Source organism: Nonomuraea sp. NPDC049709, from assembly GCF_040674815.1.
Taxonomy (GTDB): Bacteria; Actinomycetota; Actinomycetes; order Streptosporangiales; family Streptosporangiaceae; genus Nonomuraea.
Window position 1 is genome coordinate 23,612 of sequence record NZ_JBFANM010000002.1, and the last position, 12,885, is coordinate 36,496.

10 protein-coding genes are annotated in these 12,885 nt (G+C 72.7%); 6 read left to right on the plus strand and 4 right to left on the minus strand.

Annotated features, from left to right (window positions below; translation table 11 throughout):
* Window positions 1-103 precede the first annotated feature (103 nt).
* The 3 genes from AB0J69_RS02290 to AB0J69_RS02300 all read left to right on the plus strand — a co-directional run bounded on the left by AB0J69_RS02290 (window position 104) and on the right by AB0J69_RS02300 (window position 3,410).
* Complete coding sequence (locus tag AB0J69_RS02290; RefSeq protein ID WP_364111939.1) at window positions 104-1,018, plus strand: LysR family transcriptional regulator; 915 nt, start codon at window positions 104-106, stop codon at window positions 1,016-1,018.
* 146 nt (window positions 1,019-1,164) lie between these two features.
* The gene (gene kdgD / locus AB0J69_RS02295; protein ID WP_364111941.1) at window positions 1,165-2,079 is read left to right on the plus strand and encodes a 5-dehydro-4-deoxyglucarate dehydratase; all 915 of its coding nucleotides are present in this window, start codon (window positions 1,165-1,167) and stop codon (window positions 2,077-2,079) included.
* A gap of 8 nt (window positions 2,080-2,087) precedes the next feature.
* The gene (locus AB0J69_RS02300; RefSeq protein ID WP_364111943.1) at window positions 2,088-3,410 is read left to right on the plus strand and encodes an enolase C-terminal domain-like protein; all 1,323 of its coding nucleotides are present in this window, start codon (window positions 2,088-2,090) and stop codon (window positions 3,408-3,410) included.
* Between the two features lie 26 nt (window positions 3,411-3,436).
* Here the strand turns inward: AB0J69_RS02300 and AB0J69_RS02305 are convergent, their stop codons facing one another.
* Window positions 3,437-4,288: a DUF72 domain-containing protein gene (locus tag AB0J69_RS02305; RefSeq protein ID WP_364111945.1), complete on the minus strand. Its 852-nt coding sequence runs from the start codon at window positions 4,286-4,288 to the stop codon at window positions 3,437-3,439.
* A gap of 67 nt (window positions 4,289-4,355) precedes the next feature.
* On the minus strand, window positions 4,356-7,868 hold the full coding sequence (locus tag AB0J69_RS02310; RefSeq protein WP_364111946.1) for a S8 family serine peptidase: 3,513 nt from the start codon (window positions 7,866-7,868) through the stop codon (window positions 4,356-4,358).
* A gap of 188 nt (window positions 7,869-8,056) precedes the next feature.
* Here AB0J69_RS02310 and AB0J69_RS02315 point away from each other — a divergent pair, with 188 nt between their 5' ends.
* The gene (locus AB0J69_RS02315) at window positions 8,057-8,914 is read left to right on the plus strand and encodes an NAD(+)/NADH kinase (protein ID WP_364111948.1); all 858 of its coding nucleotides are present in this window, start codon (window positions 8,057-8,059) and stop codon (window positions 8,912-8,914) included.
* A 221-nt stretch (window positions 8,915-9,135) separates the two neighbouring features.
* Here the strand turns inward: AB0J69_RS02315 and AB0J69_RS02320 are convergent, their stop codons facing one another.
* Window positions 9,136-10,698, minus strand: coding sequence for a YibE/F family protein (locus AB0J69_RS02320; protein ID WP_364111950.1), 1,563 nt, complete (start codon window positions 10,696-10,698; stop codon window positions 9,136-9,138).
* Window positions 10,699-10,772: 74 nt separating this feature from the next.
* On the opposite strand from AB0J69_RS02320, the gene AB0J69_RS02325 reads away from it, so the two are divergent.
* Window positions 10,773-11,480: a DUF72 domain-containing protein gene (locus AB0J69_RS02325; protein WP_364111952.1), complete on the plus strand. Its 708-nt coding sequence runs from the start codon at window positions 10,773-10,775 to the stop codon at window positions 11,478-11,480.
* A complete protein-coding gene (locus tag AB0J69_RS02330; RefSeq protein WP_364111954.1) occupies window positions 11,480-12,448 on the plus strand; it encodes a magnesium transporter CorA family protein in 969 nt (322 codons plus the stop codon). The genes AB0J69_RS02325 and AB0J69_RS02330 overlap by 1 nt, the downstream gene beginning before the upstream one ends.
* On the opposite strand, the gene AB0J69_RS02335 is transcribed toward AB0J69_RS02330, so the two are convergent.
* Window positions 12,343-12,879: a hypothetical protein gene (locus AB0J69_RS02335; RefSeq protein ID WP_364111956.1), complete on the minus strand. Its 537-nt coding sequence runs from the start codon at window positions 12,877-12,879 to the stop codon at window positions 12,343-12,345. The two genes, AB0J69_RS02330 and AB0J69_RS02335, sit on opposite strands and share 106 nt — an antisense overlap.
* Between the last annotated feature and the right edge of the window lie 6 nt (window positions 12,880-12,885).

Genomic DNA, 12,885 nt, shown 5'->3' on the forward strand with positions numbered 1-12,885 from the left:
TAAGGTTACGGCAAGGTTTCCGCTCGTTAGTCTCCGGAGACTAGGACCAGCCTCGATGCCTGTCCAGGCTCATTTCGGTATCGAGTGATACTCTTCACGCATCATGCTAACACTCGATCAGATCCGGGCATTCGTGGCTGTCGCCGAGGAGCTGCACTTCGGCCGTGCGGCTGATCGGCTGCGCATGACGCAGCCTCCGCTCAGCCGCCACATCCAGAAACTGGAACGTGTCGTCGGCGTGACCCTTCTGGAACGCGACAACCGGCGCGTGGTGCTCACCGACGCCGGGCGCGCCTTCCTGGACGACGCGCGGCGCATGCTCTCGCTCGTCGACACCGCGGGGGACCGGGCGCGCCGGATCGCCAGCGGCGCGGCGGGCACCGTACGTCTCGGGTTCACCGCCGTGTCGGCCATCAGCATGCTCGGCGCGCTGCTGCGCCGGCTGTCCGAGCAGCTCCCCGAGATCGACGTCATCCTCCACGAGCGGGTGACCGCCGGGCAGGTGGACGGCCTGCTGCGCGGCGAGCTCGACCTCGGTCTGGCCCGCCCGCCCTTCGACATCGCCACCCTCGACTCCCGCGTCGTCTTCCGCGAGCCGCTGTGCGCCGTGGTGCCCCTCGGCCACCCGCTGGCCGACCTGGGCCGGCCGCTCGCGCCGGACGACTTCGACGGCCTGCCGGTGATCAGCTACAACCCGGTGCAGTCGCGCTACTTCCACGAGCTGACCGTCCGGTTCCTCACCAACGCCCACCCCCGGATCGAGCAGCAGGTGCACCAGATCCTCACCGCCGTGCTGCTCGTGGCGGCCGGGCGCGGCGTCGCGCTGGCGCCCGTCAGCGCGCGCTCGCTGGGCGTGGACGGCATCGCCTTCTGCGACCTGGTACGCGGCGGCGGCGACCCGCTGGACGACGCGGGCGCCACGGGAGAGCCGGTCGAACTGCACGTGATCTGGGACCGCAACTCGACCAACCCCGCGCTCGGGCGCGTGCTCGAACTGCTGCCCGATCTCGGGGGCTGAAGCCGGCGATGCTCCATCGGTATCGCCGGATTCAGAATCGCACTTGGACAGGAATCGTCCCCGCTTCTTACCCTGGCGGGCGTCAGACCTTACCGGCGGTGCGGGGGGATCCCACGGCCGCATGTAAAACCCGAGGAGCATCCGCCATGCCCAGTTACTCCCCGCAGGAGCTCGCCACCCGGCTCAAGAGCGGCCTGCTGTCCTTCCCGGTCACCCATTTCACCGCGGATCTGGAGTTCGACGAGGCGGGTTACCGCGACCACCTGGCCTGGCTGAGCGGCTACCCGGTGGCCGGCCTGTTCGCCGCGGGAGGCACGGGCGAGGGCTTCTCGCTGACCGCCGCCGAGATCGACCGGGTGGTCCGCGTGGCGGTGGACGAGGTGAACGGCAAGGTCCCCGTCGTGGCCCCGGCCACCGGCGGCACCGCGAACGCCGTGGCGCAGGCGAAGGCCGCCGAGGCCGCCGGTGCGGACGGCCTGCTCCTGATGCCCCCCTACCTCACGGAGGCCGGCCAGGAGGGCCTGGTCGAGCACGTCTCCGCGGTCTGCCGCGCCTCCGGCCTGGGTGTGATCGTCTACAGCCGGGCCAACGCGGTGCTGAACGACCGGTCCGTCGCGGCCCTGGCCGAGCGGAACGAGACGCTCGTCGGGTTCAAGGACGGCGTCGGCAACATCGAGAACCTCACCCGCATCTACGCCACCGTCGGCGACCGCCTGGCCTACATCGGCGGCCTGCCCACGGCCGAGACCTTCGCCCTGCCGCTGCTGCAGCTCGGCATGAGCACGTACTCCTCGGCGATCTTCAACTTCGTCCCGCAGTACGCGCTCGACTTCTACGCCGACGTCCGTGCCCAGGACCGGGACGCGGTCTACCGTCGCATCAGGGAGTTCGTGCTGCCCTACCTGGACATCCGCGACCGCATGAAGGGGTACGCCGTGTCGATCATCAAGGCGGGCCTGACCGCCGTCGGCCGCCCGGCCGGCCCGGTGCGGCCGCCGCTGCAGAACCTCACGGACGGCGAGCTCGCCGAGCTGACCGCCCTCATCAACAAGATCAACTAGGGGCCGTCGTGTCTCCCACCATCGAACGCGTCGAGGTCGTCCCGGTCGCCGGTTACGACAGCATGCTGCTCAACCTCAGCGGCGCGCACGGGCCGTTCTTCACCCGCAACGTCGTCATCGTCACCGACTCCGACGGGCGTACCGGCCTGGGCGAGGTGCCCGGCGGCGAGGCGATCCGGCAGACCGTCGAGGAGGCGGGGGCGCTGCTGGCCGGGCAGCCGGTGGCCCGCTACCGCGGCCTGCTGCGCTCGGTGGCCGAGCGGTTCGCCGCCCGGGACGCCGGCGGGCGCGGCCTGCAGACGTTCGACCTGCGCACGACCGTGCACGCGGTCACCGGCCTGGAGTCCGGCCTGCTCGACCTGCACGGCCAGTACCTCGGCGTGCCCGTGGCCGACCTGCTCGGCGAGGGCCGGCAGCGCGACCGGGTGCCGATGCTGGGCTACCTGTTCTACGTCGGCGACCCCGGCCGTACCGACCTGCCCTACCTCGTGGACGACGGCGGCGACGACCGCTGGTCCCGGCTGCGCCGCCGCGAGGCGCTCACGCCCGACGCGGTGGTCGCGCTGGCCGAGGCCGCCCAGGAGCGGTACGGCTTCACCGACTTCAAGCTCAAGGGCGGCGTGCTGGCCGGCGAGGAGGAGATCGCCGCGGTCACCGCGCTGGCCCGCAGGTTCCCGGAGGCGCGCGTCACCCTCGACCCCAACGGCGGCTGGCTGCTGGCCGACGCCGTCCGGCTGTGCCGCGGGCTCGGCGACGTCCTGGCCTACGCCGAGGACCCGTGCGGCGCCGAGGGCCGCTTCTCGGGGCGCGAGACGATGGCCGAGTTCAAGCGGGCCACCGGGCTGCCGACCGCGACGAACATGATCGCCACCGACTGGCGGGAGCTGGCGCACGCCGTACGGTCGGACGCCGTGGACATCCCGCTGGCCGACCCGCACTTCTGGACCATGGCCGGATCCGTCCGCGTCGCCCAGCTCTGCCACGACTTCGGGCTGACGTGGGGGTCGCACTCCAACAACCACTTCGACATCTCGCTGGCCATGTTCACCCACGTCGGGGCGGCCGCCCCGGGCGAGATCACGGCGCTGGACACGCACTGGATCTGGCAGGACGGCCAGGCGCTCACCACGAAGCCGTTCCAGATCAGGGACGGCGCGATCGACGTGCCGGACGCGCCCGGGCTCGGCGTCGAGCTCGACCGGGAGGCCCTGGCGAAGGCGCACGAGCTGTACCTCAGCCGGGCGCTGGGCGCCCGCGACGACGCCGTCGCCATGCGGTTCCTGGTGGAAGGCTGGGTGTTCGACCCGAAGCGGCCCTGCCTCGTGCGCTGAGGTCCGGGGCCGGCAGAAGGGGAGCCTCAGAAGAGGGTCAGCGGCTCGTTGGGCATCGGGTCGGGGAGCGGGGCCAGCCCGGGGAGGCGGGCGCGTACGTCGTCGTGGAAGCGGCGGGCCAGCCGCAGCGCCTCGGCGTTGTCCGGCGTGTGGACGAACACCGTCGGCGAGCGCCCCTCCCTCAGCCACTCCGTCACCGTGTCCACCCACGGCCGCCAGCCCTCGACCGTGCGGTCCTCGGCGTCGCGGCCGAGGTAGCGCACGATCGGGTGGCCGGTGAGGGCGCGGGTGCGCCGGGGCACGCGCGGCTTCTTCGTCCACGCGTCGCGCTCGGCGTCGCTGGTGGGCGGGCTCGCGAACATGACGGTCGTGTCGAACGGGACCCATTCGGCCCCTGCGGTGGCCAGGACCCGTTCGAGGAGGCGCCCGGAGCGCTCGTCCTCGAAGAAGGCCCGGTGGCGGACCTCGACCGCGTAGCGGTGCCCGCGGGGCAGCCCGCGCAGGAACGTCGCCAGGGTGCCCAGGTCGGCGGGGGAGAAGGAGCCCGGGAGCTGCACCCAGAAGGCGTGCACCCGCGGGCCCAGCGGCTCCATCGCGGCCAGGAACGCGCTCAGCTCCTCCTGGGCGCCCGCCAGGCGGCGCTCGTGGGTGATCGGCTTGGGCAGCTTGACCACGAACCGGAAATCGGGCGAGGTCTGGGCCGCCCAGGACTCGACCGTGGCGCGCGACGGGGTGGCGTAGAACGTCGTGTTGCCCTCCACCGCGTCGCACCAGCTCGCGTAGGCGCGCAGGCGGTCACCGGGCGGGAGGCGATCGGGCAGGAAACGTCCTTGCCAGCGCGCGTGCGTCCACATCGCGCACCCCACATGAAGCCGCATGGACCCGACGTTATCGCCAGACGGCCGTGGGGCCCGCCCCGGGCGGGCCCCACGGTCCAGCGGCGGTCTAGCGGACGGCCTTGTCGGGCCGCTCGGTGATGCGGACGGTGTTGAGGATCGGGGCGCCGGCGCGGGCGAAGAACCGCACGTCGAGCTGCCCGTCGGTGACCTCCACCGTGAACCGCCGGGTGACGGCGGCGTTCGCCCCCGCCTCCTTGGCCAGGTCGAGGGACTGGACGGCGACCTCGCCCTCGACGGCCACGTCGAACACCCGCTTGCCCGGCTTCTTGTTCCGGGTCTCGGCGAAGCCCAGCTCGACCGTGTAGACGCCGTCGGGCACCCCGTCGAACCGGTACGCGCGCATGCCCTCGCGGGCGCTGCGGTAGAGCGCCTGCTCGGCGGTGCCCGCGATCGGCCGGCCGGAAGTGCTCGCCTTGGTGGGCAGGCCCACGTAGCCGTGGCCGCCGGGCGCGTACCTCCGGTCGGCCGTCCAGGTGTCGCCGGCGGCGTCGACCACGTCCTCCGACCCGCCGACCTCGACGGCGACCTGGTGCCTGGGCACCACCACGTGCACGATCACGGGGAAGGCCGGGTTGCGGCCGCTGGCCGAGCGCACCACCAGCACGCCCGTGCGGACGGTGCCGGGCGGCAGGCCCGCGCTGGAGGCGGTGACCTCCACCGGCACCGACGCGCCCGCCTTCAGCTTCCCGCCGGCCGGGCTGACGCCGAGCCAGGTCAGCGCGGGATCGAGCTCGATCGTGTACGCCGCGTCCGCGCCCGGGTTGGCCAGCTCGAACCTGCCCTTCCTGGTGGACTCGGCGGGCAGCACGATGGTCAGCTCGCCGGTCGAGGCCGTCACCCGGCCCGTGGCCAGCGCCTTGTCGAACACATTGCGCTCACCGGGCCGCACGGTGACGTCCTCGGCGAGCGGGCCGTAGTCGTCCGCCGACACCTCCAGCCGGTGGTCGCCGGCCGGGACCTGGCCGAGGAAGGCCCCGTCCGCCCCGGTGGTGAACGTCGCCGCGTCGCCCACCCTGACCGTCGCGCCCGCCAGCGGCTCGCCGTCGTTGGCGTCCGTGATCGTGCCCGACACCAGCCCGTGGCCCCGGGCGGCGAAGGTCAGGCTCTGGCCGGTGGCGATGGCGGCGCGGTTGGCGGCGTACTCCAGGGCGTCCGTGCCGTCCGCGCTCTCGATGCCGATCGTGGCCTCCTCGCCCGCCGCGTGGGAGCTGCCGATGTCGCGGTAGCGGAAGCCGATCGAGCCGTCCTCGCCGAGCAGCGCCTCGAACGACAGGCGCTCGGGCCCGGCGTAGAAGCGGGCGCCGCGCCATTCGAGGACGAACGTGCGGTTCGGGGCGGTCCCGAGCGTGGCGGTGTAGAGGCCGCCCTCCCCCTCGTCCAGGGCCAGGTCGTCCCAGTACGGATAGATGCCCGCGTTGGGGTCGCCGGCCGCGGGCAGCGGCACGTTGCTCGGGAAGGACCACGCGCGGCCGAAGGTGAGGAACCCGTTGGTGCTGACCGTGCCCGTCGTGTACGTCCTGCCGTAGAAGGGGAAGGCGAACGGCAGCGTGATCGCGCGGTGCTCGTCGTCGCCGGTGAGGTCCACCTTCGTGGTGCCCTCCACGTACGCCTCCGTGCCGCTCCGGCAGGTGTGGCCGAAGGCGTCGGCCCGGCTGGCCAGCTCGATGTCCCTGGTCAGGTCGCCGTCCACCGTGACGGTCACCGTCGTGTCCTCGGTGCACCGCGAGGACGCCGTGACGTCCAGCTCGAAGCCCCGGTGCGGCAGCTCGATCTCGTAGCGGCCCCGCGCGTCGGTGACCGTGGTCACCGGGGTGCCGGTGACGCTCACCGTGGCGCCCGCCTCCGGCAGGCCGATCGTGCTGACCGTGCCCGACACCGTGCTCATGACCTGCGCCGTCAGCGCCACATCCGCGGTCACCGTACGGTCGGTGGCGATCGTCGCGGTGGCGGTCGCGTCGTCGTAGCCGAACTTGGCCACCTTGATCTCGTAGTCGCCGCTCAGCAGGCGGGGCAGCGAGTACGTGCCGTCCTGGCCGGTCGAGACCGTGCGGCTCAGCGGGCCGGAGACGGTGACGGCCGCGCCGGCCACCGGGGCGCCGCCCGAGGTGACGGTGCCGGCCAGCGTGCCCATCTCGCCGGTGGGCGCGGCCTTGACCGCGGCGTACGCGTCGAGCCTGCCCTCGCCCCAGGTGAAGTTGTCCGCCGCCGTGCCGCCGCAGCGGCCCTCGTCCACGTCCGCCGCGGTCCCGTCGAGCAGCGCCCGCGTGGCCTCGACGTCGTTGCGCAGGTAGGGAGAGGCCGACCACATCAGCGCCACCGTGGCGGCGACGTGCGGGCTGGCCATCGAGGTGCCGGTCTTGAGGCCGTACTCGTCGCCGGGGACGGCCGAGCGGACGTCCACGCCGGGGGCCGCGATGTTCGGCTTGATCTCGCCGTTCTCGCCGGGGCCGCGCGACGACTGCGGCATGATGACGCCGTTCGCGTCGAACGAGCCGGCGCTGTAGGCGGCGGTGTAGCCGCCGGGCGAGCCGGTCGTGCCGCACTCCGGGCCCTCGTTGCCGTTGGAGAAGGCCGGGAAGATGCCCGCGGCCACCCACGCCTCGACGATCTCCTTGTACCAGAGGTCGAGGCCCTTGCCGCCCCACGAGTTGTTGACGATGTCGGGCGCGAGGTCGGGGCGCGGGTTCTGCCGGTCGAGGTCCGTCGGGGCGAGGATCCACTCGCCGGCGGCCAGCAGCGCGTACGAAGGGCAGCCGCCGATGCCGCACGCCTTCACCGTGATCCACTTGGCGCCGGGGGCGACGCCGATGTTGTTGGCCCCGCCGTCGCCGCCGACCATGGTGCCCATGACGTGGGTGCCGTGCGTGCGGTCGTCGCAGGGCGTGCGGCCGGGGCAGGCGCCGGCCGGGTCGAACCAGTTGTAGTCGTGGTCGGCGGTGCCGTCCGGCAGGGTGCCGCGGTACTGGGCGACGAGCGCCGGATGGTCCCACTGCACGCCGCTGTCGAGGCTGGCCACGACGATGCCCTCGCCGCGGTCGCCCAGCTCGTCCCACACCTTGGGGGCGTTGATCCGGTCGACGTTCCACTCGACGGAGCCGACCGCCGCCCGCGCCACGCCCGGCGCCGGCTCGGGCAGGTCGGCCACGATGTCGGGCTCGACGCCCGCCACCTCCGGCAGCTTCGCGATCTCGGCCGCCAGGCCGGCGTCGCCGGTCACCCTGATCGTGTTGACGATCCAGTACGGGGTGAAGTCGGCGTGCTCGGCCTTGAGCAGCTTGCGTAAGCCGGCCTGGGACGTCTCGGCGGTGCGCGTCTTCGACCGGTAGACCTGCCGGCCCTTGTCGGCCTTCGTCCTCGCGGTGCGGGCGGAGCTCAGGTTCGCCTGCTCCTTGAGGCGTACCCAGAAGGTGGCCTTGCCGTCCGCCGCCAGATCGGCCTGCACCAGCCGGTCGATCTTGGGGTCCGGCGGGCCGGCGGCGAGCGCCGTGCTCTGGGGGACGAGCAGGGCCAGGGCGGCCGTTCCGATCAGGAACGCCCGCCGGGCACGGGGAATGGACAAACGAACTCCTTGCGGGGGTGCCCTCGGGATTGCGGGCGGGATCCGGTGAGCCCGCCGGGGAGCATCGTCAGTGGATCTTGTCCGCGGTGGCAAGCCCGCGGGGGTGGCGTGTCCACGCCATGGACCGAACACGCCACCGCCGCCGGACCGGGGGCCGCGCACCGCGCCGGCCGTCGTAGGCTGACCCCATGGGCATGGTCGGGACGGTCGGGCTGGTGTTGCATCCGCGGCGCGACTCCAAGAAGGCGATAGACACCATCCTGCGGTGGGCCGCGGACAAGGGCGCGACCGTGCTGGGCCTGCCCGACGAGGTCGGCCGCATCGACTGCAGCGCCGTCGAGGTCGACGCGACCACGCTGGTGGAGCGGGCCGACCTGCTGGTGGGGCTGGGCGGTGACGGGACGATGCTGCGTACGATGCGGCTGCTGGCCGGGCGGCCCACGCCCATCCTGGGGGTGAACCTCGGGCGGCTCGGCTTCCTGGCCGAGATCGACGTGGACGAGCTGCCGCAGACGCTGTCGGCGATCGACGCGCACGAATACACGATCGAGCCGCGCATGGCGATCCGCAGCAAGGTGGCCGGGGTGGACGTGACGGCGTTCAACGACATCGCGCTCGTCCGGATCCCCGGCGACGGGCTGGCCGGCGTGTCCGTCACCCCGTCCGGCAGCCCCTTCGTGCGCTACTCCGCCGACGCCGTCATCGTGGCCACCACCACGGGGTCGACGGCCTACAGCTTCTCCGCCGGCGGGCCGATCGTCTCGCCCCGGGTGGAGGCGGTGCTCGTCGTGGCCGCCGCCGCGCACTCCGCCTTCAACCGGGCGCTGGTGCTGCCCGCCGACGAGGAGGTCACGCTGCAGGTGCTGCCGAGCAGCGGGCGGCTGGCGGTCGAGGTGGACGGTGCGGTGGTCGGGCACCTGTGCCCGGGCGACAGCGTCACGGTGACCGCCTGGCCGGGGGCGGCGAAGGTGGTGCGAGTGGGGACCACCTTCTACGAACGCGCCCGCCGCAAGCTCCGGGTCGACGGCAGCACCGAGATCGACTGACCCGCGTCGCCGTCGGGCCGCGTGGCGTTCGGCCCGCGTCGCCCCTGGCCTCGCTCGAACCCCTGGACGCGCGCAACCTCCGCCCGGACCAGCGCCGTCTTCGCTCGACTGCCCGCTCGCTCCCAGGTGCCCCGCCTCGTCGCCGGGCGTGCTGCCCACCGGGGGCGTGCTGCGCCGCCCGTGACTGCTGCGCCGCTGGGTGTGCTGGGCCGTTGGGCGTTTCAGGCGCCGGTGCGGCGGCGGCGGTGGCGGGCTGGGCGCTCGGGGGGTGGCTCGCGGTGAGGTGGGTCCTCGGGGCGGGGCTGCGGCGTGAAGAAGTCGGTGCCGCCCCCCGGCGGGACGTGCGGTGCGGTCACGCCGTCGCGAGGGCCGGGTGACGTGGTGCCGGGGGTGGGGGGCGTGGGGCGGGGGTGGGGTGCGAAGAAGTCGTCGTCGTGGTCCGTGTGCGGGGCGAAGAAGTCGTCGTCCTGCCCGGAGGCGAGCTCGTCGCGCCGCGCGCGCCGGGGGGCGAGCGACTCTCCCCGGGCGAGACGGGGGATGAGCGACTCTCTCCGGCCGCGCCGGGGGACAGGTGCTTCTCCCTGGGCACGACGAGGGGCGGGCTCGTTGTCCTCGGGGGCCGGTTCGGAGCGGTGGCGGGAGGCGGTGAGGGCGGCGAGGGCCGTGGTGATCGGGACGGCGGCGATGAGGCCGAGCGTGCCGACGATGCTGCGCACGATCTCCTGCGCGATCACCGGGGTCGTCATCACGTCCCCGAGCGGCTGGTTCCCGATGCTGAACAGCAGCAGCAGCGGCAGCGACGCCCCCGCGTACGCCAGGATGATCGTGTTGATCACCGAGGCGATGTGCGCGCGCCCGATCCGGCCCGCCGCCCGGTAGAGGCGGGCGAAGCCGTAGGACGGGTTGGCGTGGGCCAGCTCGGCCACCGTCACCGCCTGCGTGACCGTGACGTCGTCGAGCACGCCCAGCGCCCCGATGATGATGCTGGCCAGCAGCAGCCCCTGCGTATCGATGGACAGGCTCATGTCCAGGGCGAGCGCGCTGTCGTCGGTGATGCCGTTGAGCCGGGCGAACCCCAGCGCCCCGTACGACAGCAGCCCCGTGAGCGTCAGGCTGGCCAGCGTGCCCAGCACGGCCATGGAGGTGGACAGCGAGAAGCCGTGCGTGAGGTAGAGCACCGCGAGCATGATCGCCGCCGCCCCCACGATGGCCACCAGCATGGGCGGCCGGCCCTCCAGGATGCCGGGGATGACGAACGTCAGCAGCAGCACGAACGTCACTGCGAGCCCCACCAGCGCCGTCACCCCGCGCCAGCGCCCGAACGCGATCACCGCCAGCGCGAACGCCGCCCCGAACAACCACAGCGGCATGGCCCGGTCATGATCGGAGATCTGGTACGCCCCGTCCGCGCCGCGCAGCAGGATCACCTCGTCGTCCACGCCGAAGTGCTGCGCCCCCGGCCCGCCGGGCAGGCGCAGCTCCACGTCCTTGCCCAGGTCCGGGCCGTCCCCGACCTTGACGACGGCGTTGCCGCAGGTGGCCGGGTCCGGCTGGGGCGAGCCCTCCGGGGCGGCGGGGCAGCGCTTGAGCGTGACGCTGACGACCGTGCCGGTGAGCCGCTCGACGCCCGACTGGGGTGCGGCGGCGCTCTGCCCGCCGTCCGGCCAGAGCCACAGCAGCCCGGCGAGCGTGATGATCGCCAGCGGCACCAGGACGGCCAGGCCGGCCACCACCGCGCGCCGGGAGGTGGGTACGGCGGTGCCGTGGACGTGATTGGCGCCCATCGTGTGAAAGGTCCTCCTTGGGCTGACGAACAAGGACAGTACTGCACGCCGCCCCCTGGGGTAGTCCCAACGGCATGACATGGCTGGTGGGCACCTCCGGGTGGCAGTACAAGGACTGGCGCGGGGTCCTGTATCCGGAGGGCGTGCCGATGCGGCTCTGGCTGGAGACGTACGCGGCCGAGTTCGCCACCGTCGAGAGCAACAACGCCTTCTACCGCCTGCCGAGCGCGGAGTCGTTCGCCGCCTGGCGGGACCGTACCCCGCCCGGGTTTGTGATGGCCGTCAAGGCCAGCCGGTTCCTCACCCACATCAAGCGGCTGGCCGAGCCGGAGGAGCCGGTCGCGCGCCTGATGGGCGCCGCCGCGGAGCTGAAGGACAAGCTCGGCCCGATCCTGCTGCAGCTCCCGCCGACGCTCAAGGCCGATCCCGGCCGGCTCGACCGGTGCCTGGGCTGCTTCCCTGGTGACGTCCGGGTGGCCGTCGAGCCCCGCCACGAGTCGTGGTGGACCGACGAGGTGCGCCGGATCCTGATCGCCCGGGCCGCCGCCCTGTGCTGGGCGGATCGGCTGGGCCGGCCGCAGGCCCCGTTCTGGCGTACGGCCGACTGGGGTTACGTACGCCTGCACCAGGGGCGGTCGGGCTTCGCGTACGGTGGAAGCGCGCTCGGGACGTGGGCCCGGCGGGTGCGCGAGGCCGGCTGGGGCGACGCCTACGTCTACTTCAACAACGATCCAGGAGGCGCGGCCGTGCGTAACGCCAGACAGTTTGCCAGACTCCTGTAGTGCACACGCGTCTTTACCGGAACGGTGTCCTCGAGAAGGAAGGGTTCCCCATCGAGGAGATCTCCGACTATGTGGCGGACCCGGACAACACGGTCTGGTTCGACCTGTGCTCCCCGTCGCCCGCCGACCTCGGGATGATCGGTGAGGAGCTCGGCCTGCACGAGCTGGCGGTCGAGGACGTCATTTCCGACCATCAGCGGCCGAAGGTGGATATTTACGACAACCACCTGTTCATCACCGTCTACGGGGTGCACTTCGACGAGGGACGGCTCGACCCCGTCGAGGTGAACATCTTCGTCACCAGGAACGCCCTGGTCACCATCCGCGAGAACGCCCACTTCGACATCGACGACGTGGTCAGGCGCTGGGACGCCGGCTCCCGCATGGCCGGCCACGGCGTGACGTTCCTGCTGCACGGCCTGCTCGACCACGTGGTCGACAGCCAGTTCGACCTGGTGCAGGACCTCGACGGGCAGGCGGAGGCGCTGGAGGAGTCGCTGTTCGAGGATGAGGTGCGCGACGGCAGGGAGCTGCAGCGCGCCATGTACGTCCTGCGCAAGAACACCACCAGGCTGCGCAAGATCACCATCCCGATGCGCGAGGTGGTCGGCACCCTGCTCCGCCGCGACCAGGACCTCATCGCCGACCCCGTGATGGCGCCCTACTACGAGGACGTCTACGACCACGTGCTGCGCGTGACCGAATGGGTGGAGTCCATCCGCGACATGCTCGCGAACGTCCGCGAGACCCGCCTGGCCCAGCAGGGCTTCCGGCTCAACGAGATCATGAAGCGGGTCACCAGCTGGGCCGCGATCATCGCCGTGCCCACCATGATCACCGGTTTCTACGGGCAGAACGTGCCCTATCCCGGGTCGGGGCAGCCCTGGGGGTTCTGGGCGTCCTCGATCCTGGTGGCGCTGGCCTCGGTGGCGCTGTACTCGGTGTTCAAGAAGAAGGACTGGCTGTAGCCGCAGGCCGCGCCCCGGACGTCCGGGGTGAGGCTTAGGGCCAGGCGCACCTCGGCGGCGCCCGTGGCGGGGTAGAGGGGCAGGCAGCGGCCGCCGGAGACGAGCGTCCTGCGCCCGATCGAGGTGCTGAGCAGCGACAGCTCGGCGTACGTGGCGGGCTCGGCCAGCCGCAGCACCCACCCGCCGCCCGGGGCGCGGGCGCGCTCGCCGTCCAGCGCGTAGTAGTCGAGGACGCTCTCGTCGAGCGAGAGCACCGCCCGCATGGTGAAGCGGCGGCCCTCCACGGTGAACACCTCCGCGGAGGGCGCGCGGTAGACCGAGTGCACGTACGCGATCAGGAAGCGGCCCCCGACCACGGGCAGGCCGTTCACGGTCAGGCGCCCGGCGCCCGAGCCGGAGCCGAGCGCCGCCGCCGACACCAACACGGTCACGAACGC

Excerpts from the sequence above, each read along its gene's own strand:
- AB0J69_RS02290 (WP_364111939.1), top strand. The coding sequence starts at position 104 with ATGCTAACACTCGATCAGATCCGGGCATTCGTGGCTGTCGCCGAGGAG.
- kdgD (WP_364111941.1), top strand. The coding sequence starts at position 1,165 with ATGCCCAGTTACTCCCCGCAGGAGCTCGCCACCCGGCTCAAGAGCGGC.
- AB0J69_RS02305 (WP_364111945.1), bottom strand. The coding sequence starts at position 4,288 with ATGCGGCTTCATGTGGGGTGCGCGATGTGGACGCACGCGCGCTGGCAA.
- AB0J69_RS02315 (WP_364111948.1), top strand. The coding sequence starts at position 8,057 with ATGGGCATGGTCGGGACGGTCGGGCTGGTGTTGCATCCGCGGCGCGAC.
- AB0J69_RS02320 (WP_364111950.1), bottom strand. The coding sequence starts at position 10,698 with ATGGGCGCCAATCACGTCCACGGCACCGCCGTACCCACCTCCCGGCGC.
- AB0J69_RS02325 (WP_364111952.1), top strand. The coding sequence starts at position 10,773 with ATGACATGGCTGGTGGGCACCTCCGGGTGGCAGTACAAGGACTGGCGC.